This is a genomic window from Nonomuraea sp. NPDC050547 (assembly GCF_044457345.1).
Classification (GTDB): domain Bacteria; phylum Actinomycetota; class Actinomycetes; order Streptosporangiales; family Streptosporangiaceae; genus Nonomuraea.
This window is the reverse complement of record NZ_JBITGW010000001.1, coordinates 248,309-272,776: the sequence shown is the minus strand read 5'-3', so window position 1 is coordinate 272,776 and position 24,468 is coordinate 248,309. Positions and strand designations below refer to the sequence as shown.

Annotated in this window: 23 protein-coding genes; 7 read left to right on the top strand and 16 right to left on the bottom strand. The window is 70.5% G+C overall.

Annotation, left to right across the window (positions count from 1 at the left end; translation table 11 throughout):
- Positions 1-7: 7 nt before the first annotated feature.
- Positions 8-655 (bottom strand): heme-copper oxidase subunit III, encoded by a 648-nt coding sequence (locus tag ACIBHY_RS01280; protein WP_184970856.1) that lies wholly within the window; start codon positions 653-655, stop codon positions 8-10.
- A 207-nt stretch (positions 656-862) separates the two neighbouring features.
- Between ACIBHY_RS01280 and ACIBHY_RS01275 the strand changes: the two genes are divergently transcribed.
- A complete protein-coding gene (locus ACIBHY_RS01275) occupies positions 863-1,261 on the top strand; it encodes a hypothetical protein (protein ID WP_184970982.1) in 399 nt (132 codons plus the stop codon).
- A gap of 10 nt (positions 1,262-1,271) precedes the next feature.
- A complete protein-coding gene (trpD, locus tag ACIBHY_RS01270; protein WP_397245705.1) occupies positions 1,272-2,318 on the top strand; it encodes an anthranilate phosphoribosyltransferase in 1,047 nt (348 codons plus the stop codon).
- 335 nt (positions 2,319-2,653) lie between these two features.
- Here the strand turns inward: trpD and ACIBHY_RS01265 are convergent, their stop codons facing one another.
- The 5 genes from ACIBHY_RS01265 to ACIBHY_RS01245 form a co-directional block, all read right to left on the bottom strand.
- Complete coding sequence (locus tag ACIBHY_RS01265; protein WP_397305574.1) at positions 2,654-4,207, bottom strand: MFS transporter; 1,554 nt, start codon at positions 4,205-4,207, stop codon at positions 2,654-2,656.
- Positions 4,208-4,329: 122 nt separating this feature from the next.
- A complete protein-coding gene (locus ACIBHY_RS01260; protein ID WP_397245702.1) occupies positions 4,330-5,526 on the bottom strand; it encodes an Ig-like domain-containing protein in 1,197 nt (398 codons plus the stop codon).
- A gap of 142 nt (positions 5,527-5,668) precedes the next feature.
- Positions 5,669-6,082, bottom strand: coding sequence for a cytochrome c oxidase subunit 4 (locus ACIBHY_RS01255; RefSeq protein WP_184970847.1), 414 nt, complete (start codon positions 6,080-6,082; stop codon positions 5,669-5,671).
- Positions 6,082-7,734: a cytochrome c oxidase subunit I gene (gene ctaD, locus ACIBHY_RS01250; protein ID WP_397245700.1), complete on the bottom strand. Its 1,653-nt coding sequence runs from the start codon at positions 7,732-7,734 to the stop codon at positions 6,082-6,084. Before ctaD ends, ACIBHY_RS01255 begins: the two co-directional genes overlap by 1 nt.
- Positions 7,731-8,507: a cytochrome c oxidase subunit II gene (locus ACIBHY_RS01245; RefSeq protein ID WP_397305573.1), complete on the bottom strand. Its 777-nt coding sequence runs from the start codon at positions 8,505-8,507 to the stop codon at positions 7,731-7,733. The genes ctaD and ACIBHY_RS01245 overlap by 4 nt, the downstream gene beginning before the upstream one ends.
- Before the next feature lie 199 nt (positions 8,508-8,706).
- Between ACIBHY_RS01245 and ACIBHY_RS01240 the strand changes: the two genes are divergently transcribed.
- From ACIBHY_RS01240 to ACIBHY_RS01230, 3 genes are read left to right on the top strand one after another with little or no spacing between them, the layout of a single operon-like run.
- Complete coding sequence (locus ACIBHY_RS01240) at positions 8,707-9,840, top strand: cysteine desulfurase family protein (protein ID WP_397245696.1); 1,134 nt, start codon at positions 8,707-8,709, stop codon at positions 9,838-9,840.
- A complete protein-coding gene (locus tag ACIBHY_RS01235) occupies positions 9,837-10,082 on the top strand; it encodes a sulfurtransferase TusA family protein (protein ID WP_379611596.1) in 246 nt (81 codons plus the stop codon). The genes ACIBHY_RS01240 and ACIBHY_RS01235 overlap by 4 nt, the downstream gene beginning before the upstream one ends.
- 56 nt (positions 10,083-10,138) lie before the next feature.
- Positions 10,139-10,573, top strand: coding sequence for a CBS domain-containing protein (locus tag ACIBHY_RS01230; RefSeq protein WP_379611595.1), 435 nt, complete (start codon positions 10,139-10,141; stop codon positions 10,571-10,573).
- A 61-nt stretch (positions 10,574-10,634) separates the two neighbouring features.
- Here the strand turns inward: ACIBHY_RS01230 and ACIBHY_RS01225 are convergent, their stop codons facing one another.
- Together ACIBHY_RS01225 and ACIBHY_RS01220 are read right to left on the bottom strand one after the other, a co-directional pair.
- The gene (locus ACIBHY_RS01225) at positions 10,635-11,621 is read right to left on the bottom strand and encodes a carbohydrate kinase family protein (RefSeq protein WP_397245694.1); all 987 of its coding nucleotides are present in this window, start codon (positions 11,619-11,621) and stop codon (positions 10,635-10,637) included.
- A gap of 176 nt (positions 11,622-11,797) precedes the next feature.
- Positions 11,798-12,151, bottom strand: a complete 354-nt coding sequence (locus ACIBHY_RS01220; protein ID WP_184970832.1) for an iron-sulfur cluster assembly accessory protein — start codon at positions 12,149-12,151, stop codon at positions 11,798-11,800.
- Positions 12,152-12,335: 184 nt separating this feature from the next.
- Here ACIBHY_RS01220 and nadA point away from each other — a divergent pair, with 184 nt between their 5' ends.
- Complete coding sequence (gene nadA, locus ACIBHY_RS01215) at positions 12,336-13,469, top strand: quinolinate synthase NadA (RefSeq protein ID WP_397245692.1); 1,134 nt, start codon at positions 12,336-12,338, stop codon at positions 13,467-13,469.
- Between the two features lie 4 nt (positions 13,470-13,473).
- On the opposite strand, the gene ACIBHY_RS01210 is transcribed toward nadA, so the two are convergent.
- Genes ACIBHY_RS01210 through ACIBHY_RS01175 form a run of 8 tightly spaced genes read right to left on the bottom strand, consistent with a single transcriptional unit; the run spans position 13,474 to position 23,724 of the window.
- Complete coding sequence (locus tag ACIBHY_RS01210) at positions 13,474-14,082, bottom strand: SIMPL domain-containing protein (RefSeq protein ID WP_397245690.1); 609 nt, start codon at positions 14,080-14,082, stop codon at positions 13,474-13,476.
- Between the two features lie 44 nt (positions 14,083-14,126).
- A complete protein-coding gene (locus ACIBHY_RS01205; protein ID WP_397305572.1) occupies positions 14,127-16,475 on the bottom strand; it encodes a protein kinase in 2,349 nt (782 codons plus the stop codon).
- A 58-nt stretch (positions 16,476-16,533) separates the two neighbouring features.
- Positions 16,534-19,737 (bottom strand): bifunctional lysylphosphatidylglycerol synthetase/lysine--tRNA ligase LysX, encoded by a 3,204-nt coding sequence (gene lysX, locus ACIBHY_RS01200; RefSeq protein ID WP_397305571.1) that lies wholly within the window; start codon positions 19,735-19,737, stop codon positions 16,534-16,536.
- A 17-nt stretch (positions 19,738-19,754) separates the two neighbouring features.
- On the bottom strand, positions 19,755-21,119 hold the full coding sequence (locus ACIBHY_RS01195; protein ID WP_397305570.1) for an alpha/beta fold hydrolase: 1,365 nt from the start codon (positions 21,117-21,119) through the stop codon (positions 19,755-19,757).
- Between the two features lie 51 nt (positions 21,120-21,170).
- Entirely contained in the window at positions 21,171-21,728 is a 558-nt protein-coding gene (locus ACIBHY_RS01190) for a hypothetical protein (RefSeq protein ID WP_397245682.1), read from the bottom strand.
- The gene (gene htpX / locus ACIBHY_RS01185; RefSeq protein WP_397245680.1) at positions 21,725-22,621 is read right to left on the bottom strand and encodes a zinc metalloprotease HtpX; all 897 of its coding nucleotides are present in this window, start codon (positions 22,619-22,621) and stop codon (positions 21,725-21,727) included. Before htpX ends, ACIBHY_RS01190 begins: the two co-directional genes overlap by 4 nt.
- A 3-nt stretch (positions 22,622-22,624) precedes the next feature.
- On the bottom strand, positions 22,625-22,903 hold the full coding sequence (locus ACIBHY_RS01180; RefSeq protein ID WP_397245678.1) for a hypothetical protein: 279 nt from the start codon (positions 22,901-22,903) through the stop codon (positions 22,625-22,627).
- Entirely contained in the window at positions 22,900-23,724 is an 825-nt protein-coding gene (locus tag ACIBHY_RS01175) for a PspA/IM30 family protein (RefSeq protein WP_379611584.1), read from the bottom strand. Before ACIBHY_RS01175 ends, ACIBHY_RS01180 begins: the two co-directional genes overlap by 4 nt.
- Before the next feature lie 126 nt (positions 23,725-23,850).
- Between ACIBHY_RS01175 and ACIBHY_RS01170 the strand changes: the two genes are divergently transcribed.
- Positions 23,851-24,462 carry a DUF3043 domain-containing protein gene (locus tag ACIBHY_RS01170; protein WP_397105179.1) on the top strand — a complete coding sequence of 204 codons (612 nt, stop codon included), beginning with the start codon at positions 23,851-23,853 and terminating at the stop codon, positions 24,460-24,462.
- Positions 24,463-24,468 lie beyond the last annotated feature (6 nt).

Sequence of the window (24,468 nt, the reverse complement as noted above, 5' to 3'; positions counted from 1 at the left end):
CCGTTCCTTAACGAATGATGTAGATGGTCGCGAAAAGACCGATCCAGACGACGTCGACGAAGTGCCAGTAGTAGGACACGACGATCGCGCTGGTGGCCTGCTCATGCGTGAAGCGCTTCGCGGCGTACGTGCGTCCCAGCATGAACAGGAACGCGATCAGGCCACCGGTCACGTGCAGGCCGTGGAAGCCCGTCGTCAGGTAGAACACCGAGGTGTAGGCGTTCGCCGACAGGGTCGCGCCCTCGCTCGCCAGCTCCGCGTACTCATACAGCTGACCGGCCACGAAGACCGCGCCCATGAGGAAGCTGACGAAGTACCAGAATCGGAGCTTGCCGACCTGGCCCTTTTCCGCGGCCCACACGCCCAGCTGGCACGTCACGGAGGACAGAACCAGGATGATCGTGTTGACCGTCGCGAACGGGATGTTCAGGTGAGCAGCCGCCTCCGTGCCCGCAGGCTGGAGGGACGGGCCCCATTCGAAGCCGTCACCGATGCTCACCGACCGGATGGTGAAGTACATCGCGAACAGCGCCGCGAAGAACATGAGCTCAGAGGACAGCCACACGATCGTCCCGACGCTGACCAGGTTCGGTCTGCGCGACGAATGTGCTGTCGTCGTCGAAGTTATTGCGGATGCTGTCGCCACGGGCAGCATTATTGCGGTTCCTGTGGTCGGTCCGGCGCACGACCCCCCGTTAGCAGGAACAAACATGCCACCAACCAGGGATAATCAGGGCAAATCACCCGCCAGGCCCGGCGGCCTGGGATTCCGTCCCGCGCCCCCGGTACGATCCAGTTGACCCTACCTCTACGACCGATAGCGAGCGCAGCAGTGAGCACCACTGGGAGCACCGACGAGACCATGAAGGTCCTCGTCTACAGCGACGACGCCGGCACCCGGGACAAGGTGCGGCAGGCGATCGGGCGCCGCCCCGCGGCCGACGTGCCGTTCGTGGAGATCGTCGAGTGCGCCACCGAGCCCAAGGTGCACCAGTGGCTCGGCTCCGGCGAGATCGACGTGGCCGTACTCGACGGCGAGACCCAGCCCGCGGGCGGCATGGGCGTCTCCCGCCAGGCCAAGGACGAGGTCTACGACTGCCCGCCCATCTGCCTCATCATCGCCCGCCGCGACGACCGCTGGCTGGCCGACTGGTCCAAGGCCGACGCCGTGGTCCCCCAGCCGATCGAGCCGATCGTGCTGGCCGACGCCGTCGCCGGTCTCATGCGCCGCCGTTCCTCCTCCCGACTCAACGCGAAGTAGGTACCCGACGATGGACTCCCGCACGACCTGGCCCGCCCTGCTGTCGGCCCTCCTCGCTGGAGAGCACCTCACCGCGGACGAGACCGCCTGGGCCATGCGGGAGATCATGTCGGGGTCGGCGACACCCGCCCAGATCGCCGGGTTCGCGATCGCGCTGCGGGCCAAGGGTGAGACCGTGGCCGAGGTCGTGGGCCTGTCGCGCACCATGCTCGACCTGGCCACCCCGCTGCACGTGGACGGTCCCGTGGTCGACGTCGTGGGCACCGGCGGCGACCGCGCCCACACCGTGAACGTCTCCACGATGGCGGCGATCGTGGCCGCCGCGGCGGGCGCCCGCGTCGTCAAGCACGGCAACCGGGCCGCGTCCTCCTCGTGCGGGGCCGCCGACGTGCTGGAGCACCTGGGCATCCGCCTCGACCTGACGCCCGAGCAGACGGCCGGTGTGGCGCGCGAGGCCGGCATCGCCTTCTGCTTCGCGCCCGTCTACCACCCGGCGCTGCGCTTCGCCGGTCCCCCGCGCAAGGAGCTGGGCGTCCCCACCGTCTTCAACTTCCTGGGCCCGCTCACCAACCCCGCCCGCCCCTCCGCGCAGGCCATCGGCGTCTACGACCTGGACATGCTGCCCGTGCTGGCGGGCGTGTTCGCCGAGCGCGGGGTCTCCGCGCTCGTCTTCCGCGGCGACGACGGCCTCGACGAGCTCACCATCGCGACCACGTCCACGGTCTGGGTGGTCAGGGACGGCACTGCCACGCAGACCACGTTCGACCCGGCGGTGCTGGGCATCCCGCGCGCCGAGGTGGGCGCGCTGCGCGGCGGCGACGTCGATTTCAACGCCCAGGCGGTGCACAACCTGCTGCGCGGCGACAAGGGCCCGATCCGCGATGCGGTCCTGCTCAACACGGCCGCGGCACTGGTCGCGCTGGACGGCGCGGGCGACGACCTCGACTCGGCCATGATCGACGGCTATGCGCGCGCCGTCCAGGCCATCGACTCCGGCCGCGCCGCCGCCACCCTGGACCGCTGGATCGAGACGAGTCGGTCTCATCGGCCGCTGTGATCTTCAAGGGCTTTTCCATCTGTTACGGCTTTCGCCGTGGCCGCCCGGACTCGCCGCCGTGAGCTGAGGTCTGTCGAGCGCCGGTCGTGAGGGCTCACGGGGTTGCGCGCCGCTACGACTCCGCCCTTGACCGGCCACCGCGCACCACGCCGGCCACCGCCCAACGGCGCCGGCCTCCGCCGACCCCCACCCCATCGCGCGGCGCCGCAACACCCGTGTGAGGTGCCCGTCTCACGGACACCCCACCCACAGACCTTCCCTGCGCCTCCCACCAAGGCCCCGGCGACCTCCCGGGAGCTCGTATCCCCCGGGACGGTCTCGGCCGGTTCGAGGGGTCAGCGGGATACCTGGTCGAGTTCTTCCGCGGGGTGTGCGCCGAGGCTTGGCTGGGTGGGTGGGATGTGGCGCAGGAGGCGGGCTATAAGGACGGCCATCGCGGCCAGGGCTACCGCGGCGACCAGTGCCACGACGTTCAGGCTGGTCGTGAAGGCCTCTCTGGCGGTCGTCACGAGGGCTGCGCCCGTTTCTCCGCCCACTCCCTCGGCTGCGGCCAGTGCGGTCGCCAGCGTGTCTCTGGAGGCCGTCTCCACGGCAGGTGCGAGCGAGCCGGGCAGGGACAGGGCGCCTCGGTAGAGCGCGGCGCCCAGGCTGCCCAGGATGGCGATGCCGAGGGAGAAGCCCAGTTCGCCGCTGGTCTCGTTCAGGGCGGCGGCCGAGCCGGCCTTCTCGGGCGGGACCGAGCCCACGATCAGGTCGGTGCTCAACGTCACCAGCGGGCCCGCGCCCAGGTTGATCAGGATCCAGCCGCAGGCCAGCGTCAGCGGGCCCGAGACCGTGTCCACCTGCGTGATGACGAGGAGACCGGTGACCGAGACGGCCAGGCCGTACCCGATCAGGTAGGCGGGGCGCACGCGGCGGGCCAGCAGCGGCGAGACCAGGAAGCTGACGCCGTTGGCGGCCACGGCGGGCAGCATCGACAGGCCGGCGGCCAGCGGCGACAGGCCCTCGACGAGCTGCAGGTGCTGGGTGAGGAACAGCATGAGGGCGCCCATCAGCAGGGTGGCGGCCATCATGCCGGCGAGTGCGGTGCTGAAGGCGCGGCGGGTGAACAGCTTCAGGTCCAGCAGCGGGTGGGCGAGCCTGCCCTGTCTGCGGGCGAAGAGGATGCCCATGGCCAGGCCCAGAGCGAGGCAGGCGAGGGCGACGGGCTCCCAGCCGTGCTTGGCGATCTCCTTGAGGCCGTAGACCACGGGGAGGATGGCGGCCAGCGAGAGCGCGACGCTGACGAGGTCGATCCGGCCCGCCGACGGGGCGCGGTACTCGGGCAGGAGCACCGGGCCGAGGATGAGCAGCAGCACCATCGCCGGCACGCCCAGCAGGAACGCCGACCCCCACCAGAAGTGCTCGAGCAGCGCGCCGCCCGCGATCGGGCCCAGCGCGGCGCCGCCCATGAAGCAGGCCAGCCACACCCCGATCGCCAGCCCGCGCTGGCGGGCGTCGGTGAACATGTTGCTGATCAGCGCGAGCGTGGACGGCGCCAGCGTCGCACCGGCCAGTCCCAGCAGCGCCCGCGCGGCGATCAGCATGCCGGGGCTGGTGGAGTAGGCGGCGGCGACCGAGGCGAGGCCGAAGGCTGCCGCGCCGATCAGCAGCAGCCTGCGGCGGCCGATCCGGTCCCCGAGGGTGCCCATCGTCACCAGGAACCCGGCCAGCACGAACCCGTAGATGTCGGTGATCCACAGCTGCTGGGTGCTGCTTGCGCCCAGGTCGGCCGCCAGGTGGGGCAGGGCCAGCAGCATCACGAACACATCGATGGAGACCAGCAGCGAGGTCAGGGCCAGCACCGCCAGCCCGATCCATTCGCGGCGTCCCGCCGTCGTCGCCGTCATGGCGCGTCCTTCCGTCGTCTCTCCCGCGTTCACGGGAGAGTTCTCCTGTCCGCGCAGGAGAGTTCTCCTGCTTTCACGGGAGAGTCGGAACGGCACGCGCGTTCTCTACATGACCGGGCGCGCTACATCGCGTCGGTGCGGCCCGACTTGATCGAGCTCCACTGCAGCCACTGCTTCCAGTCCTCCTGCCAGTGGCCCCAGCCGTTGGTGGGCTCCAGCTTGCGCGGCGTGCCCGTGATGATGATCGGGTCGCCGATCAGGGTGTTCCTGATGAACCAGGAGGCGTTGGCCGGGCTGATGTTCACGCAGCCGTGGCTGACGTTGGAGTAGCCCTGGGATCCGACGGACCAGGGGGCGCTGTGGACGTACTCGCCGCTGTTGGAGATGCGGACGGTGTTGTAGACGACCATGCGGTAGTAGCCGGGCGAGCCGGGGCCGATGCCGGGCGAGATCATGATGGTGACCGGCTCGCGGGACATCGCCAGGTGGACGCCGGAGGTCGTGTAGTACTTCCAGACTCCGCCCTGGCCGGCGCTCATCGGGATGTCGCGGATCTTCTTGCCGTCTCTGCGCACGGTCAGGTAGTGGGCGTCGGTGCTGCCCTTGGTGATCTGCTCGCGGCCGATCTTGAAGTCGAGCACGTGGTCGCGCTTGCCGTACATGCCGGGGCCGCCGCGTACGCCGGCCAGGCGCGCTTCGAGGCGGACCTTGGTGTGCGCGGGCCAGTACGTCTTGGGGCGGAAGTCCACGTGCCGGTCGTCGAACCAGTGCCAGGCTCCCTCTACGGGCTTGCTCGCCTTGACGTACAGGTTGCGCTCGACACTGACCCGGTCGGTGATGTCCCGGTCGAAGGCGATCATGATGGGCATGCCGACGCCGACGGTCAGGCCGGTGTTGTCTTTGTGCGGGGTCAGCTGCTCGATCTCGAAGCTCTTGGTGGCCTTGACCGTGGTGAACGTGCTGGTGCTCTGCTTGCCGTCGCCGGTCGTGACGGCGACCGTGTAGGTGGTGCCCGGCCTGGCGGTCCGGGTGCTGCGCCAGCGGGTGCCGTCGCCGCTGAGCACGCCGGGCAGCGTGGTGCCGGGGCCGGTGACGCGGACGCTCTTCAGCGTGCCGCCGCCCGGCGCGGCGACGATCACGGTCTCGTCGGTGCCGATGTTCACGGCCTGGTTGGCCGGAAGCACCGACACGGTGGTGGTTCCCGCCGCGGCCGCCACCGGGCTCGCGCCCTCGTCCGCTCCGGCCGCGTTGCTCGCCGAGCACGCGGTCGCCAGTGCCAGGGCAAGCAGCCCGGCCGATCCAGTCGTTACGCGCCCCACGACAACTCCCCCGTATGTGATCACTCCGCCCACGTCCCCTTACTACCCTCAGTGAGCGAAACGCCACGTATGGCAAGCGGTAAAAAACGCGAAAAACGGGTGCCCTCCCCCGGTTCGGAGGAGAACACCCGTGATCGCGGTCTCAGTGGGAGAAGTTGCCCCGGTAGTACTGGAACACGAACCCGATCATGGCCATGACGACCATGAACAGCCCGATCAGGAACATCCAGAGGCCGATCGCGAACCCGGCGAAGGCGAACGCCGCCGCCAGGCAGAGGAACAGCGGCCACCAGGAGCTCGGGCTGAAGAAGCCGATCTCACCGGCGCCGTCGCTGATCTCGCCCTGCTTGTTGTCCTCCGGCTGGTCGCCGATCCGGCGCGCCGTGAACATCAGGTAGTAGCCGATCATGAAGGCGAAGCCGACCGAGATGGCCATGGCCGTGGTGCCGACCGGCTCGCCCTGCCCGGTCGCCGACTTGGTCCAGAACCAGTAGGCGACGTCGACGGCGGCGAAGAACAGGCCGCAGAGCAGGAACAGCCAACCCTGTACCTTCATCAGGCCTCAACCTCCTGCTTGGCCGAAACGTGCGGGTAGTGCAGGTCGAACGCGGGCCGCTCGGAGCGGATGCGCGGCAGCGAGGTGAAGTTGTGCCGCGGCGGCGGGCACGATGTCGCCCACTCCAGCGAGCCGCCGTAGCCCCACGGGTCGTCCACGGTGACCTTGGGCGCGCTGCGCGCGGTCTTCCACACGTTGTAGAAGAACGGCAGCACCGAGATGCCCAGGACGAACGCGCCCACCGACGAGATCATGTTGAGGTCGGTGAAACCGTCGGCCGGGCTGTAGTCGGCGTAGCGGCGCGGGAAGCCGAGCACGCCGAGCCAGTGCTGGACCAGGAACGTCATGTGGAAGCCGATGAACAGCAGCCAGAACTGCAGCTTGCCGAGCCGGTCGTCGAGCATCTTGCCGGTGAACTTGGGCCACCAGAAGTAGAAGCCCGCGAACATCGCGAACACCACGGTGCCGAAGACCACGTAGTGGAAGTGGGCCACGACGAAGTAGGTGTCGGAGATGTGGAAGTCGAGCGGCGGCGAGGCCAGGATGACGCCGGTCAGGCCGCCCAGGAGGAAGGTCACCAGGAAGCCGACCGAGTAGAGCATCGGCGACTCGAACGACAGGTGTCCCCGCCACATCGTGCCGATCCAGTTGAAGAACTTCACGCCCGTCGGCACCGCGATGAGGAACGTCATGAACGAGAAGAACGGCAGCAGAACCTGCCCGGTCGGGAACATGTGGTGCGCCCAGACCGTGATCGACAGACCCGCGATGGAGATGGTCGCGGCGACCAGCGAGATGTAACCGAAGATCGGCTTGCGGCTGAAGACCGGCAGGACCTCGGTGACGATGCCGAAGAACGGCAGCGCGATGATGTAGACCTCGGGATGGCCGAAGAACCAGAACAGGTGCTGCCAGAGCAGCGCGCCTCCGGTCTCGCTGGCGAAGATGTGGGTGCCGAGCTTGCGGTCGGCCTCCAGGGCGAGCAGCGCGGCGGCCAGCACCGGGAAGGCCATCAGCACGAGCATGCTGGTGAGCAGGACGTTCCAGGTGAAGATCGGCATCCGGAACATGGTCATGCCGGGCGCGCGCATGCAGATGATCGTGGTGATGAAGTTGACCGAGCCGAGGATCGTGCCCAGGCCGGACAGCGCCAGGCCCATGATCCACAGGTCACCGCCGAGTCCCGGCGAGCTGATCGCGTTCGACAGCGGCGTGTAGGCGAACCAGCCGAAGCTGGCCGCGCCGTTCGGGGTGAAGAACCCGGACACCGCGATGATGCTGCCGAACAGGTAGAGCCAGTAGCTGACCATGTTCAGCCGCGGGAACGCCACGTCGGGGGCGCCGATCTGCAGCGGCATCAGCTCGTTGGCGAAGCCGGCGAACAGCGGCGTCGCGAACATCAGCAGCATGATCGTGCCGTGCATGGTGAACAGCTGGTTGAACTGCTCGTTCGAGGTGAACTGCAGGCCCGGCTGCGCCAGCTCGGCGCGCATGATCAGCGCCATCACGCCGCCGATCAGGAAGAACGCGAACGACGTGATGAGGTACAGGTGACCGATGATCTTGTGGTCGGTCGAGGAAAGCCACTTCGCGATGATCCGGCCCTTGGGAGTCGGACGCGCCGTGGTGATCGGCTCTTGGATGGCGGTCACTGGGTGCTCCCGGCCTGTGCGAGGTACTTGTCGTATTCATCCTGCGCAACGAGCTTCACCGAGAACAGCATGCGGCTGTGGTCGACACCGCACAGTTCCGCGCAACGGCCCGCGTAGACACCGGGCTCGTTCAGCGTCTTGACCTCGAAGGTCCGGCCGGGGTTGCCCTCCTTGATGCCGGGGATCACGTCACGCTTGAACCGGAACGCGGGCACCCAGAAGGAGTGGATCACGTCAGGAGAGGACAGGTCGAACTGGACCGTCTTGCCGACGGGCAGCACGAGCTGCGGACCCTGCCTGTAGTCGCTCACCGGCTGGCCCACCACGGGCGTCAGCTTCTTGCCGCCGACCTCGGTCGTGAAGCGCCAGCTCCACTGGAAGGCCTCGACCTTCACCTTGACGTCGGGAGTGGCCGACACCTTCTCCAGCGTGTTGCTGTCACGCGCGGTGTAGAAGAAGAACACCGAGACCATGACCAGCGGAACCAGCGTGTAGAAGATCTCGATCGGCAGGTTGTAGCGAACCTGCGGCGGCAGCTCGGCCGACTTTTTCCGCTTGCGGTGGAAGATGCATGCCCAAAGGATCAAGGCCAGGACAACGGCACCGGTGGCGAGAGCGGCGATCCAGGCCCCGTTCCAGAGGCTCTCGACGACATTTCCCTGCTCGGTTACGCCCTTCGGCAGGAGGCCGCTGGACCAGTCGGCCTCGGGAACATCATTCGCACACGCCGTAGCGGAGGCCAGCAGCAACGCCAAAGCGGCGGCGCGTGGCACTCTGCCCCGGACCAACGAACGCCGCGTCGAACGGCGAGTCGGACTCACGGATCGCCTACCCCACAGATGAAGCCCAGGAGTCACTCCTGGGCGCTCGTATTTCCAAATGCACAGCTGATTGCAGACACATTAGCGCGGAGGGGCCTCGCCCTCCCGCCCGCCCCCTCGATGGCGCGCCGGGAGTGGGACGATAAGTCGCGTGGCGTACTTCGACGCGGCCTCCACCGAGCCGCTTCACCCCCAGGCACGCGAGGCGTATCTGGCGGCCCTGGACGTCGGCTGGGCCGATCCGGCACGGCTCTACAACCAGGCCCGCCGCGCGCACATGCTGCTGGAGCAGGCTCGCACGGAGGTGGCAGAGGCGCTCGGCGCGCGTCCCGACGAGGTGTCGTTCACCTCTTCCGGCACGCAGGCCGTGCATCTCGGCGTGCTCGGCACCCTACACGGGCGGCGCCGTACCGGCCGCCATCTGGTCACCAGCGCGGTCGAGCACTCCAGCGTCCTGCACGCGGCCGGGGTGCACGAGCGCGACGGCGGCACGGTCGAGACCGTGGGCGTCGGGCTGACCGGCCGCGTCGACCTGCCCGCCTTCACGGCGGCGGTCGCGGCCGAGGGCACGGCTCTCGCCTGCCTGCAGACCGCCAACCACGAGGTCGGCACGCTCCAGCCGGTGGCGGAGGCGGCGGCGGCCTGCCGCGAGCACGGCGTGCCGCTCCTGGTCGACGCCGCCCAGACGGCGGGGCGGCTGCCGATGCCGGAGGGCTGGTCGGTGCTGACGGCCAGCGCGCACAAGTGGGGCGGACCGGCCGGGGTGGGCGTGCTCGCGGTGCGCAAGGGCACCAGGTTCCGCTCGTTCCTGCCGGAGGACGAGCGCGAGCGCCGCCGGGTGCCCGGCTACGAGAACGTTCCGGCGATCGTGGCCGCGGCGGCGGCGCTGCGCGCGATGAGCGCGGAGGCGGCGCAGGAGCACGCGCGGCTGTCGGCCCTCGTGGACCGGATCAGGAACACGGTGCCGAAGGTCGTCCCCGACGTGGAGGTCATCGGCGAGCCGGTCGAGCGGGCGCCGCACATCGTCACCTTCTCCTGTCTGTACGTCGACGGGGAGGTGCTGCTCACCGAACTGGACAAGGCGGGATTCGCGGTATCGTCCGGGAGCTCGTGCACCGCTAGTACGCTTCGTCCATCGCATGTTTTGGAGGCGATGGGCGTGCTCACGCACGGGAACGTCAGAGTCTCGCTGCCCCGTGGAGCTTCCGCGGCGGAGGTGGACAGGTTCCTGGAGGTCCTTCCCGACATGGTGCGCCGGATCCGGCAGGACGCAGGAGTGGCATGACAGAAGTGACTCAGCCCGCACTGACGATCGACGCGCTCGGGAAGAAGTGCCCGATCCCGATCATCATGCTCGCCGAGCAGATCAACTACGTTCCGCTCAACGCGGTGGTGGCGGTGCTGGCCGACGATCCGGCCGCCTACACCGACGTGCCCGCCTGGTGCCGGCTGAAGTCGCATCCGCACGTGGGCACGTACGAGCTGCCCGGCGGCGGCTGGGCGATCCACGTGCGGCGCAATTACTGACCTGCGATTGTGGGTAGGACCGTGCGGGAATGTCATCTCATTTCGGGGGGAATCCGATGACCGCTGGACACCCGCACGAGACCGCCCGCGACCTGATGAGCGCGGGCGTGGAGTGCATCGCCGCCCACGAGACCCTGGACCGGGCGGCGCAGATGATGCGCGACCGCGGCGTCGGCGCGCTGCCGATCTGCGGTTCCGACGACCGGCTCAAGGGCATCATCACCGACCGTGACATCGTCACCAAGTGCATCGCCGAGGGGCACGACCCGTCCAGGGTCACCGCCGGCGACCTGGCCACCGGGCTGGTGTGGGTCCCGGCCGACGCCACCGTGGAGGAGGCGCTGGCCCGGATGGAGGAGAACCAGATCCGCCGGCTGCCGGTGATCGAGAACCACCGCATCATCGGGATGATCAGCGAGGCGGACCTGGCCAAGCACCTGCCGGACGACCAGCTCGCCGGGTTCGTGCACCGCGTCTACGCGGGCGTCTGACGGCCGGGCCGTACCGGGGAGGGAGCGGGCGCGGCGTTGACGGCCGCGCCCGATGCCGTCGTCAGGCGTAGTGGCACGTGACGTGGCCGGAGATCTCGGCGGCCGCCTCGGCGCCGTAGGCGGCCGTGAAGCGCTCCAGGAAGGACTTCTGGCCCAGTTCGTACTCCTGGCCGCCGACGCGCTCCAGCACGTGCGTGGCGGTGAGGTTGCCCACCTGGCCGCAGCGCTCCAGCGACAGGCCCCACGCCAATGCCGACAGGAAGCCCGCGCGGAAGGCGTCGCCGACGCCGGTCGGGTCGGCCTTGCCGAGCTCGGGCGCGGGCGCGACCTGGATGGACGGCTCGCCCTTGCGCGCGATGACCGCGCCCTTCGGGCCCAGCGTGGTGATGCGCACGCCCACGCGGTCCAGGATCTCCTCGTCGGACCAGCCGGTCTTCTGCTCGATGAGCCCCTTCTCGTAGTCGTTGGAGAAGAGGTACGCGGCCCCGTCGACGAGCTGACGGATCTGCTCGTCGGCCATGCGGGCCAGCTGCTGGGAGATGTCGGCGGCGAACGGGATGCCCCGCTGGCGGCACTCGTCGGTGTGCCTGAGCATCGCGTCGGGGTCGTTGGGGCTGATCAGCACCAGGTCGAGCGCGCCCACGCGGGCGGCGGTCGGCTGCAGCTCGATGTTCCTGGCCTCGGCCATCGCGCCCGTGTAGAAGGAGGCGATCTGGTTGTGGTGCTCGTCGGTGGTGCACAGGAACCTGGCGGTGTGGTGAGTCTCCGACACGTGCACCGAGTCGCAGTCGACGCCGTGGCGCTCCAGCCAGGAGCGGTAGTCGGCGAAGTCGGAGCCGACCGCGCCCACCAGGATGGGGGTCAAGCCCAGGCAGCCCATGCCGAACGCGATGTTCGCCGCACAGCCTCCCCGCCGGATCTGCAGGTCGTCGACCAGGAACGAAAGTGACACCCGATCCAGTTGTTCGGCGATGAGCTGATCGCCGAAGCTTCCTGGGAACGTCATCAGATGGTCTGTCGCGATGGAGCCGGTGACGGCGATGCGCACGGGATTCTTCTTCCTCGTTGTCTGCAGGCCAAGTAGAGCCTCACGAGGATATGCGAAGGCCACGTCCACACCAAGGTGAACGCGGCCTCCCACCAACCGGCCACCAGACCGGCTGGACGACGACCACAGCCCCGGCGCCCTCAGGCGGTCCGGGGCGGATCGGCGCGGACGCCTTCTTAGTTGAAGGAGTCGCCACAGGCGCAGGAGCCGGTGGCGTTGGGGTTGTCGATGGTGAAGCCCTGCTTCTCAATGGTGTCGACGAAGTCGATCGTCGCGCCCAGCAGGTACGGCGCGCTCATCCGGTCCGTCACGACACCGACGCCGCCGAAGTCGGTCACCACGTCGCCGTCCATCGAACGGTCGTCGAAGAAGAGCTGGTAGCGCAGGCCGGAACAGCCACCGGGCTGGACGGCCACCCGCAGCTGCAGGCCTTCCTCACCCTGCTGCTCCAGCAGGCTCTTGACCTTGGCCGAGGCCGCGTCGGTCAGGATCAGGCCCTGCGTCGTGGTCTCGCTGCTCTCAACCGTCATGTGCGAACTCCCGCGGTCTGTTTCTGACTTCCTACTAAGACGTTAGCAACACCGGCAGGCCTCTTCACATTCCCCACCGTCCGTGCGGCCGACCGTACCCCCTCAAAAGGGGTGGGGTACGGCAAAGCGCAGGGAAGGGTATGTCATCATGAGTATCGTCAATCCGACGATAAGGGGTTCGGCCATGACCACCACCCAGCTGTTCATCCTTGGCAGGAGCGCCGACGCGGGCAGCGAGCGCGGCGTCGACTGTCCCGGCGAGCTTCCCGCCGCCTCCGACCCTGACCTGGTCGAACGGGCGCGCAAGGCGAAGGAGGCGCTGGGCGAGCGCGTGTTCGTGCTCGGCCACCACTACCAGCGCGACGAGGTCATCCAGTTCGCCGACGTGACCGGCGACTCCTTCAAGCTGGCCCAGCAGGCGGCCGCCCGGCCCGAGGCGGAGTTCATCGTCTTCTGCGGCGTGCACTTCATGGCCGAGTCGGCCGACATCCTGACCGGGCCGGATCAGCGTGTGGTCCTGCCGGACCTGGCGGCCGGGTGCTCGATGGCCGACATGGCCACCTTCGACCAGGTGGAGGAGTGCTGGGAGGCGCTGGAGGACGCGGGGCTGGCCGGCGACGTCGTGCCCGTCACCTACATGAACTCCAGCGCCGACATCAAGGCCTTCTGCGGACGGCACGGCGGCGTCGTCTGCACGTCCTCCAACGCCAGGCGGGCTCTGGAGTGGGCTTTCGAGCAGGGCAAGCAGGTGCTGTTCCTGCCCGACCAGCACCTCGGGCGCAACACCGCGGTGCTGGAGATGGGCATGTCGCTGGAGGACTGCGTGGTGTGGAACCCGCACCGGCCCAACGACATGGGCAAGGTCGCCGAGGCGAAGATGATCCTGTGGAAGGGCCACTGCTCGGTGCACGGGCGCTTCACCGCCGAGTCCGTGGACGACGTGCGGGCCCGCATCCCCGGCGTCAACGTGCTGGTGCACCCGGAGTGCCGCCACGAGGTGGTGCTGAAGGCCGACCAGGTGGGCTCGACCGAGTACATCATCAAGACGCTCCAGGCCGCTCCGGCCGGGTCCAGCTGGGCCATCGGCACCGAGCTGAACCTGGTCAAGCGGCTGGCCCAGATGTTCCCCGACAAGAGCGTCTCGTTCCTGGACAAGACGGTCTGCTACTGCTCCACCATGAACCGGATCGATCTGCCCCACCTGGTGTGGGCGCTGGAGTCGCTCGCCCTCGGCGAGACGGTCAACCAGATCACGGTCGACGGGGACACCGCCCACTGGGCCAAGATCGCCCTCGACCGCATGCTGGCGCTGCCGTAACGGCTCAGCCGAAGGCGTAGACGACCCGGACCGACACCGTGACGGACTGCTCACCCGGGCTGATCGAGGACTGGTCGGCCATGGCCGCCGCGGCCATCATCATCGGCCGCGGCGGGGCGTCGGCCTCCTCGCTGACGGACACGACCTGGCCGAGCGGGCGGCCCGCCAGGCCCGCGTACTGCTCCGCCTTGGCCCTGGCGTCCTTGAAGGCCCGGTCGCGCGCGTCCCTGAGCGCCGCGACCGGGTCGGAGATCTCGAAGCTCACGCCGTTGAGCCTGGCCTCCTCGCCGACCCCCGCCACGAGGTCGATGATCCGGTCGGCCTGCGACAGGTCGCGCACCACCGCCTCGACGCCCTGGGCGGCGCGGTAGGCGGAGATCTTCGGGTAGTTCTCGTACTCGGGCCCCAGCGACAGCTCGCTGGTGCGCAGGTCCTTGGCGGCCAAGCCCGCCTCGGCCAGCGTCCGCAGGAGCCGCACCGCGGCGGCCCGGACGGCGGCGAAGGCCTCACCGGCGCTCGCCTTGCGCACCTCGACGCCGGCGTTGAGCCGCATGGCGTCGGGGGCGGCCGAGACCGCGCCCTGACCGAGCACGGTGATCTGCTGGCTGTCCACGTGTACCCCCTTCGAGGCGTCCGGAGCTTCTTGATCCTAAGCGCCTAGTGTGCTCCTCGCGTGTAGAGGAAGCCCATGGCGTCGAAGTCCTTCTTCTTGGGCGCGGTGGCCAGGATCCGCTTCGTGTCGCCCTTCATGTCGACGACCACGGCCTGGTAGCCGCCGGCGTGCACGCGCCAGATCGCCACGTGGTCCTCGTCCCACCAGCCGATCAGCCGGTTGGTCTGGACCGGGATGGGCGGCCTGCTCTCGCCCTGGCCGGTGACGGGCTTGGCGCACAGGCTGCTGCCCGCCTCGTCGCAGTAGGCGAGGTAGTGGGTGCCCGAGGGCGACAGCACGTCGCTCTCGACCCACAGCGGGTGGCCGCCGTCCGGCAGGGTGCGGGTGACGGGCTTGCCTTCGAGATCGAAGAAGCGCATGTCGCCGTTCGCCCACGTGCCGACGGACTCGCCGTCGCCGTCCCAGAAGTAGTCGTAGGTGCTGGTGTCGACGTCCTTGATCTGGAAGACGCGTGGCTTGCCGGTGGCGATGTCGAGGATGGCGTAGCCGTACGGGACGCTGTCGTTGTCGGTGGCCTTGTACAGGGTGAACAGGCCCAGCCTGCCGTCCGGCGACCAGCGCGGCGCGCTCGGGTAGACGGGGGCGGCGGTCAGCTTGATCGTGCGCTTGACGCCGGTGACGTGCTCGACGATCGAGACCTGGGAGTAGCCGTCGCTGCTGTAGTCGGCGTCGGTGGCCAGGGCGCGGGCGCCGGTGGTGTTGAGCGCGTACTCGAAGTAGGCGCGGTTGAGCACGAAGCGGTCGGCGCCCGCCTTTCTGACGTAGACGCGCTTGCCGCTGTCGGCGCTGTAGGAGACCAGCTTGATCGGATCGTCCTCGTGCTCCTCGACCGTCACCACCGTTCCCGGCAGCGTGAACCGCTTGGAGGCCACCGGTGGCGGCGTGGGGTTCTGGGTGGTGGGGGCGGGCGTGGCCGGGCGCGACGTCCTGGGGGTGGCGGAGGTCGTCACCGGGCCGCCCGCCAGCCGGGTGGCCGTGACCACGCCGACGACCGCCAGCACCAGCACCGCGACGGCGGCCGCCGCGATCACCCAGCCCGTGCGCATGCCGCGCGGCACGGTGGCCGGCGCCTGACGCATGGGCCGCGAGTGCTGCGGGGGCGGCAGATGAGCAGCCGGTACGGCCGGCGGCCCCACCCACGTCCCCTGCCCGGGAGGCGGCCCTTGACCGGGCATCCCTTGACCGGGAGGCGGCCCTTTACCGGGCATCCGCTGTCCGTGCGGCATCCCCGGCGGCGGCGTCGGCTGCCCCGGCGGGACGCCCTGCCGCGGCGGCATCCCGGGACCCCGCATGCCGGTGTGCTGCGGCGTACCGGGGACCGGCGGCGTCCCGGTGTGCGGCGGTGCCCCGGAGCCCGGCGGCGTCCCGGCGGGGCCGGTGTAGGGGCGGGCGTCCGGGGGCGCGAACGGCGCTCCGCCCGGCCCCGCGGCTCCGCCCGGCCCCGCGGCCACGGCCGTGCCCTCGACCAGCAGGCCGGGCGGCTGCGGGCCCGAGTCGGGCCCCTGCCCGAACGGGCCGCCCGGCGCGTGCCCCAGCAGGCGCATCAGCGCGTCCCCCGCGCTCGGCCGCCGGTTCGGGTCCTTGGCCAGGCAGTCCTGGACGAGCGCGCGCAGCTGCGGATCGGCGATGCCGCTGATGTCGGGCGCCGCGTTGAGGATGCGGTTGACCATGGCGGGCAGGCTGTCGGCCCCGAAGGGCGTGTGCCCGGTGGCGGCGTACAGCATCGTCGAGGCCCACGCGTGCATGTCCGCCCGTGGGCCGGGCACCGCGTCGGTGAGCTGCTCCGGCGCCATGAACGCGGGTGTGCCGATGGCGGTGGCGGTGAGCGTGGAGGTGAGGTCGAGCGCCTTGGCGATCCCGAAGTCGATCACCCGCGGGCCGTCGGGGGCGAGCACCACGTTGGACGGCTTGAAGTCGCGGTGCACGATCCCGGCCTGGTGGATCGCGACGAGCGCGGTGACGGTGCCGATCGCCAGGCGGTGCAGCGCGGGGCCGGAGCGCGGCCCCTCCCGCTGGACGACCTCGTGGAGCGTCGGCCCGTCGATGTACTCGCTGACGATGTACGGCCGGCCGTTCAGCAGCCCGGTCTCGATCACCTGGGCGGTGCAGAAGGGCGCGACCCGGCGGGCCATGGCGACCTCGCGGACGAAACGTTCGGAGGCGTCCTCGTCCCCGGCCAGGTCGGCGCGGAGCAGCTTGACGGCGACCCTGACGCCGGCGGAGTCCTCGCCGAGGTAGACGGTGCCCTGTCCGCCCTCGCCCAGGCGGCCGGTCAGGTTGTAGGCCCCGACCCTGCCGGGGTCTCCCGCCCGCAGGGCAACGAGCTCCGGCATCCCCACCCCCACATTTGGCGACTTTCCCGGCCATTGTGGTGGGTGTCTGGCAATCTCGTCATCTCTTTGCGGGACGTACCAGCGGGAAAGGCAGCGTCTGGCGGATGGGCGCGCCGGTCAGGAGCATGACGAGCCGGTCCACGCCGAGGCCGAGCCCGCCGGTCGGCGGCATCGCGTACTCCAGCGCGGCCAGGAAGTCCTCGTCCAGCTCCATCGCCTCGGGATCGCCGCCGGCGGCCAGCGACGACTGCTCGGCCAGCCGCCGCCGCTGCTCGGCCGGGTCGGTCAGCTCGGAGTAGGCGGTGCCCAGCTCCGCCCCGAACGCCACCAGGTCCCAGCGCTCGGCCAGCCGGGGGTCGTCGCGGTGCGGGCGCGTCAGCGGCGAGACGTCGGCGGGGAAGTCGACGTAGAAGACGGGCGCGGTGGTCCGCGCCTCGACCAGCCGCTCATACAGCTCCAGGACCAGCTCCCCGCGCCGCCACTCCGGGTGGTACGGCACGCCGAGCCGGTCGCAGAGCTTCCTCAGCTCCGGCGCCCCGGTGGCCGCGCCCACCTCCTCACCGGCGGCAGCGGAGATCGCCCGGTTGACCGGGACGACCGGCCACTCGCCCGAGATGTCCGCCCCTCGCACGACCAGTCCGCCCAGCGCCGCCTGGGCCGCTTCCTGGATCAGCGAGCGGGCCAGGTCCAGCATGTCCCGGTAGTCGGCGTACGCCTGATAGGCCTCCAGCATGGTGAACTCCGGGTTGTGCTTGTACGACACCCCCTCGTTCCTGAACGTCCTGCCCAGCTCGAACACCCGCTCCACCCCGCCCACGCACAGCCGCTTGAGGTAGAGCTCGGGCGCGATCCGCAGGTACAGGTCCAGGTCGTAGGCATTGATGTGGGTGCGGAACGGGCGTGCGCTCGCCCCGCCGTGCACTGGCTGCAGGATGGGGGTCTCGACCTCCAGGAAGCCCCGCCGTACCAGGCCGTCGCGCAGGGCCCGGACGGCGGCGGCCCGTACCCGCAGCATCTCCCGCGCGGCGGGCGAGGTGATCAGGTCGAGGTGGCGGCGGCGCACGCGGGCCTCGGGGTCGGTCAGCCCGCGGTGCTTGTCGGGCAGGGGGTGCAGGCACTTGCCGGTCAGCGTCCAGTCCTGGGCCAGCACGGAGACCTCGCCCGTGCCGGAGCGCTCGACCCGCCCGCTGACCCCGACGTGGTCGCCGAGGTCCACGACGCGCCGCCAGCGCGCCAGCAGCTCCGGGTCGGTGACCATGAGCTGCCGCTCCCCCGCCCAGTCGCGCAGCGTCGCGAACAGGATGCCGCCGTGGTCACGCACCAGCATCACCCGCCCGGCCACCGCCACCGTCTCGCCGACCCGCCCGGCCTGCGCCGTCGTGTGCGTGCGCGGGAAGTTCACCGGGTACGGCTCCGCCACCAGCGCCAGCTTCCCCGCCCGGACCCCGTCCTGCTCCGGCGGCCCGGCGGAGCGCGTGGCCGCGGGCGCGACCTCGGCGGCGGTCGCTTCGAGGGCGACCGGCGTCACGGACCCGGCCGCCCGGCCCTCACCGCGCCGCAGCAGCGTGGGCAGGCTCGGACCGGCCAGGAACCCCTCGGCCACCGCCGAGGCCAGCCCGACCTTGGGCAGGTCGCGGGTGTCGGCGTAGGCGAGGAAGCGCGGCACCCACTCGGGCCGGTACTTCACGTTCGACCGGTAGAGCGACTCCAGCTGCCACCAGCGCGAGAAGAACAGCAGCAGCCGCCGCCACGCCCGCAGCACCGGGCCCGCCCCGATCCTGGCGCCCTCCTCGAAGGCGGCGCGGAAGACGGCGAAGTTGAGCGAGATCCGCTCGACGCCCAGCTCGGCCGCCCGTTCGACCAGGCCGGCGACCATGAACTCCATGAGCCCGTTGTCGGCGCCCCGGTCGCGGCGCATGAGGTCGAGCGAGAGGCCGCGCTCGCCCCACGGGACGAACGACAGGATCGCCGCCTCGTCCCCGCCGGCGGTGAGCGCCTCGACGAGCACGCAGCGGCCGTCGGCCGGGTCGCCGAGCCGGCCGAGCGCCATGGAGAAGCCGCGCTCGGTCTCGGTGTCGCGCCAGGCGTCGGCCTTGGCGATGACGCTGCGCATCTCCTCGGGTGACAGCTCGGCGTGCCGGCGTACCCGCAGCGTGTATCCGGCGCGCCCGACCCGGTTGACCGCCTGCCGCACGCCGCGCATCTCGCGGCCGTCCAGGGTGAAGGCGGCCACGTGCAGGATCGCCTCGTCGCCGAGTTGCAGGATCTTGAGCCCGGCGCGGGCGTAGGCGCGGGCGCCGTCCTCGCCGGCGCCGATGGCGGCGGGCGTCCAGCCGTACTCCTCGGCCTGGCGCCGCCAGCGGGCGATGGCCGGCTCCCACGCCTCCACATCGCCGATCGGGTCGCCGCCCGCCAGGCTCACCCCGCTGACGACGCGGTAGGAGATCGCGCTCTTGCCGCTCGGCGAGAAGATCGCGGCCCGGTCGCGGCGGGTGGCGAAGTAGCCGAGCGAGTCGCGCTCGCCCGCGGCGGCCAGCAGTTCGCGGAGCCTGGCCTCGTCGCCGGGCAGCAGTTCGGCGATGGCCCACTGCGAGCGGAACAGCACCGCGAACGCCCACAGCAGCGCGATCGCACTCAGCAGCCCGATCGTGAACGCCACCCAGGCCGGCCCGTGCCCCTCGCGGTCGAAGTCGAGCGTGATCGCGCCGCCGAGCGCCTTCTCGATCACCCACGGCAGCCGGTCCTGCCGCCGGAGCGTGCCGTGGAAGGCGCTGATCAGCGCGTACCCCACCCCGACCGAGACCAGCAGCCCGGCCACGAGCGTGAGCAGGGCCTTGCGGAAGGCGGCCCGCTGGGTCTTGGCGAAGAACTCCGCACGCGCGGCCACCAGCAGCACGAGCAGGACGAGCGTGACGCCGAGGTTGACCGCGACCCTCCAGAGCGGGTAGTCCTCGCCCGCCGCCGGCTCCAGCCAGACGATCAGCCAGTAGAGCGCCAGCAGGACCAGCGTGAAGATCAGGAAGACCAGCATCAGCCGGTACGCGGCCCGCTTGCGCCGGGCGACGGCCCCGGCCAGCAGGGCCAGGAAGACGGCGTAGGCGAGGTTGGGCTCGGCGGGGAAGACGAGGTCGTTGAAGGTGTCGGTGACCGGCCGCAGCAGCGCGCGCAGGGGCCGGACCAGCGCGATCAGCGCGCAGTAGACGGCCAGGGCGGCGAGGATCCCGGCCAGGACCTTCGGCACCCACCTCCAGCGCGTCGTCATTGGCCGGATATACCCGGCTACTTTCCGTTAAATGACCTGGTGATGGCCTCGGGAGCGTCAAGCTGGACCTGGTGCCCGGCCCGCGGCAGCCGCAGCAGGTCCGCGCCGAGCGCGTCGGCCAGCCGCTCGTGGCAGCCGTCGGTACGCCCGGCCGTGATCACCAGCGTCGGCACCCGCGGATAGGGATGCTCCCGCCGGATCAGCTCCAGCTCGGCGGCCATGTCCCGGTAGGCCAGCCACTCCCCCGCGACCGCCGCCAGCACCTTGCCCTCGCGGTAGACGCCCGCCAGGTCGGGCCCGCCACCGGCCAGCCGGTGCGCCAGCGGACCGAAGCAGCGCGCCAGCGCCGCGGCGGCCCACGTGCCGCCGAAGGCCGGCAGCCAGCGGCCCAGCGCCCTGCCGGGGGCCGAGGTGCCGCGGCCCGGCTTCGTGCGGCAGCTCGGGTCCACCAGGACCACGCGGGAGACACGCAGCGGGTGCAGGCGGGCGAAGGCCTCGGCGTGCCAGGCGGCCACGGAATGGGCGATCACCGCCACCTTCTCGGGGTGGGAGGGGGCCAGCGCGGCCAGGCGGGCGGCCTCGCCGTACAGGGTGGGCGGGGTCTGGGGGGCGGGGCTGCGGCCGAGTCCGGGACGGTCGAAGCGGATCACGCGGTGCGCGGAGGCGAGCCCGGCGGCCACGGCGTCCCAGTGGAACCAGGCGCCGCCCATCCCGGCCGCCACCAGGACGGCGGGGCCGCGGCCGTCCTCGACCACGTGCGGGCGGCTCTCGTCCCGGACGGGCTGGGGCGCGGCCAGCAGGCGCGCGGCCACGTACACCAGCCAGAGCGCGATCACCAGGACCTGGACGCGCTGGGCCACCCCGATGAGGTGGGCGGCGGTGACCGCGGCCAGCGTGAGCACGCTGGCCAGCACGTACGCCCCGGCCAGGAAGACGGCGGCGCGCGTACGCCAGCTCCTGGCCAGCTCCACCATCGCGGCCAGGGCGGCGACGGAGGCGAGCGTGCTGGTGAGCGTGTGGAGGTGGTGCGGCAGCGAGAGCGGGCCGCGCGCGCACGCGGGATCGCTGACGACCGCGCAGTCCAGCGGCAGCGCGCCGTCGGCGACCGTGAACACCCCGAACAGCGCCAAGGCCAGCCAGCCGCCCCACGCGGCGGGCGCCCTGGGCGCGAGCGCGACGCCGATCACGACGGCCAGCCCGGCCAGCACGTCGGCCAGCCGGAACAGCCGCGACCAGGGCTGGTCGCGGGCGGCCAGCTCACTGAGGTAGCCCTCGGCCGAGTCGACCGCCGGGCTGGCGAACTGGCCCGGCACCCAGGCGCTGTACACCACGCCCGCGACGAAGAAGGCGCAGGCCGAGACCATGATCAGACGACGCTCCACGTCGCCATTAGATCACTCTGCGTGACAATTCCGGCGCTCCGGGGCACCATCTCAGAGACCGGGCGCGCCCCAGACCGGGAACCAGCGCGACAGATCCTCCTCGATCGGCAGCTCACCGGCCAGCGCGCCCCTGGCCTGGAGTTCGAGCGCGTTGTCCCGGCGCTCGCCCGGCCGCGGGGCGAACGGGTAGAAGGTACCGCGCTTGTAGAGGTAGACCACGGCCATGCGGCGGCCGGCCGGGTCGGCGAAGGACACCAGCGAGCACAGCAGCGACGGGCCGAACCCGGCGCCCTCCAGCGAGGAGTTCACCGCGTGGAGTTCGGTGACCAGGTCGCTGAGGTCGGACGGAGCCCGCCGTACCAGGAGCCAGGTGTAGCCGTAGGCGTCCGTGGAGCGCTCGACGCGCTCGCCCAGCAGCGCGCGCACGTCGCTCTCCAGCGTGGCGAACGCGCCGCCCTCGGCCGCGCGGAAGCTCACCGAGCCGAGCCCGGTGGGCGCCAGCCCGGTCGCGGCCCGCAGCGTCACCGCGGCCGACGGCAGCGCGAACAGCGCGTCGAGGTTGGGTTCGGCGGCCTTCGTCCGGCCCAGGAGGGAGTCGAGCCACTTCATCGGCCCAGCTCCGCCGAGATCTTGGCCAGGTTGTCCAGGCGCTTCTGCAGCGGCGGGTGCGTGGCGAACAGGTTCGCCAGCGACTGCCCCTTCGACAGCGCCGGGGCGAAGTAGAAGGCGTTGAACGGCTCCGCCGCGCGCAGGTCGCGGGTCGGGATCCTGGCCATCTCCCCGCTCACCTTGGTCAGGGCGCTGGCCAGCGCGCTCGGCCGCTGCGTGAGCAGGGCCCCGGCGCGGTCGGCGGCCAGCTCGCGGTAGCGCGACAGGGCTCTGGTCAGCAGGAAGCTGACCGCGTAGACAAGGATGGAGACGAGCAGGATGATCAGGCCGACGGGCAGGCCGCCCCGGTCGTCACGGCTGCGCCCGCCGAGGCCGGCGTAGAGGGCGAAGCGGGTCATCAGCCCGGCCACGATGCCGAGGAACGAGGCGATCGTCATCACCGCGACGTCGCGGTGGGCGACGTGCGAGAGTTCGTGGGCCAGCACTCCTTCGAGCTCCTGCGGCTCAAGGCGGCGCAGGAGGCCCGTCGTGACGCAGATCACGGCCTTCTTCTGGTTGCGGCCGGTCGCGAAGGCGTTGGGCACATCGGAGTCGGCGATGGCCACGCGCGGCTTGGGCATGTCGGCCAGCGCGCACAGCCGGTCGATCAGGCCGTGGAGTTCTGGCGCCTCCTGCGGAGATACTTCCCGCCCGCCCATCGCGAACAAGGCGATCCGGTCGGACAGGAAGTACTGCGCGAACAGCATGACACCGGCGATGACCAACACGGTCAGCGCCCTCACCCCCAAAGCGATGAGAACGCCGACGAAAGCAACGTAGAGCAACCCGAGCAGGAACATCGTCACGACCATGCGGCGAGTCAGGCCGCCGTCGGACGCGAACCGCGTGCGCACGGGTTAACCAGGGATCAAGCCCTGGTCGCCCAGCATCTCCCGGACTTCCTCGATCGAGGCGTCCGCGGGGGGAAGGATCAGCTCTGACGGCTCAAGGCTGTCGTCGGAAAGCGCCTTGCCCACATGGCGCACCTTGTCGAGCAGGGCGTGCAGCCGTACTCGGAAGTTCTCCTCGTCGTTGGCCTCGATGGCCGACTCAAGCTCGCTGTCCAGCTGGTTCAGGACGGCGATGTCGTCGGCGGAGATCTCCACCTGACCCTCGCCCATGATCCGTACGATCATGCTCCATCCCCCTGCCTGGGAAGCTGCTGGGTCTGGGGCTGCTGCTGCGGCTGGGCCTGCGGCTGAGGCTGCTGGGCCTGCTGCGGCTGCCCCTGCTCGATCGAGCCCTGCGGCGCCGGGCCCTGGCCGAGCTCGGCCTTCATGCGGGCCAGCTCGAGCTCGACGTCCATGCCGCCGCCCATGCGGTCGAGCTCGTTCTGGATGTCGTCGCCACGGGTGCCGCTGAAGTCGTCGAGCGCGCCGCTGGCCAGCAGCTCGTCGATCGCCCCCGCCCGCGCCTGCATCTGCGCGGTCTTGTCCTCGGCACGCTGGATCGCCAGGCCGACGTCGCCCATCTCCTCGGAGATGCCGGAGAAAGCCTCGTTGATGCGCGTCTGCGCCTCGGCGGCCGTGTAGGTCGCCTTGATCGTCTCCTTCTTCGTGCGGAAGGAGTCGACCTTGGCCTGCAGGCGCTGGGAGGCCGTGGTGAGCTTCTCCTCCTCGCCCTGAAGGTTGTCGTGCTGGATGCGCAGATCGGCGATCTGCGTCTGCAGACCGGAGCGACGGCTCAGCGCCTCACGCGCGAGGTCCTCACGGCCAACGGACAGCGCCTTGCGGCCCTGGTCCTCCAGCTTCCTGGATTGCTGCTCCAGTCCATTGATCTGCAGCTCGACCCGCTTACGGGAGGTGGCGACGTCGGCCACGCCCCTGCGTACCTTCTGCAGCAGCTCAAGCTGGCGCTGGTACGAATAGTCGAGGGTCTCGCGCGGATCCTCCATTTTGTCCAGGGCCTTGTTGGCCTTGGACTTGAAGATCATCGAAAGTCTCTTCATCACGCTCATGCGCGTCGGCCGTCCCCTTCTTAGGTCGTGCTGTTGGTCACCCACTGCAGCGCAGCCGCCTTGGGATTACCCTACGCATAACGCACGAGGGCGTCACTAAGTTGCAGTACAGGTAGGGTTGACGACGTGTTGCGACGCCGTTCCCAAACCTCCGTGGACGACACCCCCGTCCCCGCTGACGATCCTAAACCCCAGGGTAAGGGTCGTCCCACACCCAAGCGCCGGGATGCCGAAGGCAGAAGGCGCCAGCCGGTCTCCGCGCCGAAGGACCGCAAGGAGGCCTACCGCGCCGCGCGGGCGAAACAGGCCGCCGAGCGCGACCGTGCCAGAAAGGGCATGCTGGCCGGTGACGAGAAGTACTTCCCGGTCCGTGACCGGGGGCCCGCGCGCAAGTTCGCCCGTGACTGGGTCGACTCGCGCCGCCTGCCCAGCCAGTACTTCCTGCCGTTCTCCCTGCTCATCCTGCTGCTGACCTGGATTCCCTGGCCGGCCGGCCAGCGGGAGGTCGTCCTTTACTGGGTGATGCTGACGGGCTGGCCGATCATGATGGTCGGCGTGCTGTTCACGTCGGTGTACGTCTCCTGGAAGGTCAAGAAGGAGGCGGCGGCCAAGTTCCCGAACGAGCCCATGAAGGGCGTCGGGTTCTACGCCGCGATGCGGGCGCTGCAGATCCGCAAGCTGCGCTTCCCGCCGCCCCAGCTTCTTCCCGGCGGCAGGCCCGTCCCGCCCAAGAAGTAGGAGATC

Bases quoted from the DNA above. Each gene is read 5' to 3' on its own strand.
- ACIBHY_RS01220 (WP_184970832.1), bottom strand. From the start codon at position 12,151: ATGACGGTTGAGAGCAGCGAGACCACGACGCAGGGCCTGATCCTGACC.
- ACIBHY_RS01265 (WP_397305574.1), bottom strand. From the start codon at position 4,207: ATGACGGCGACGACGGCGGGACGCCGCGAATGGATCGGGCTGGCGGTG.
- ACIBHY_RS01190 (WP_397245682.1), bottom strand. From the start codon at position 21,728: ATGAAGTGGCTCGACTCCCTCCTGGGCCGGACGAAGGCCGCCGAACCC.
- ACIBHY_RS01205 (WP_397305572.1), bottom strand. From the start codon at position 16,475: ATGCCGGAGCTCGTTGCCCTGCGGGCGGGAGACCCCGGCAGGGTCGGG.
- ACIBHY_RS01275 (WP_184970982.1), top strand. From the start codon at position 863: ATGAAGGTCCTCGTCTACAGCGACGACGCCGGCACCCGGGACAAGGTG.
- ACIBHY_RS01280 (WP_184970856.1), bottom strand. From the start codon at position 655: ATGCTGCCCGTGGCGACAGCATCCGCAATAACTTCGACGACGACAGCA.
- ACIBHY_RS01255 (WP_184970847.1), bottom strand. From the start codon at position 6,082: ATGAAGGTACAGGGTTGGCTGTTCCTGCTCTGCGGCCTGTTCTTCGCC.
- nadA (WP_397245692.1), top strand. From the start codon at position 12,336: ATGACCACCACCCAGCTGTTCATCCTTGGCAGGAGCGCCGACGCGGGC.
- ACIBHY_RS01235 (WP_379611596.1), top strand. From the start codon at position 9,837: ATGACAGAAGTGACTCAGCCCGCACTGACGATCGACGCGCTCGGGAAG.
- ACIBHY_RS01230 (WP_379611595.1), top strand. From the start codon at position 10,139: ATGACCGCTGGACACCCGCACGAGACCGCCCGCGACCTGATGAGCGCG.
- lysX (WP_397305571.1), bottom strand. From the start codon at position 19,737: ATGACGACGCGCTGGAGGTGGGTGCCGAAGGTCCTGGCCGGGATCCTC.
- trpD (WP_397245705.1), top strand. From the start codon at position 1,272: ATGGACTCCCGCACGACCTGGCCCGCCCTGCTGTCGGCCCTCCTCGCT.
- ACIBHY_RS01175 (WP_379611584.1), bottom strand. From the start codon at position 23,724: ATGAGCGTGATGAAGAGACTTTCGATGATCTTCAAGTCCAAGGCCAAC.
- ACIBHY_RS01180 (WP_397245678.1), bottom strand. From the start codon at position 22,903: ATGATCGTACGGATCATGGGCGAGGGTCAGGTGGAGATCTCCGCCGAC.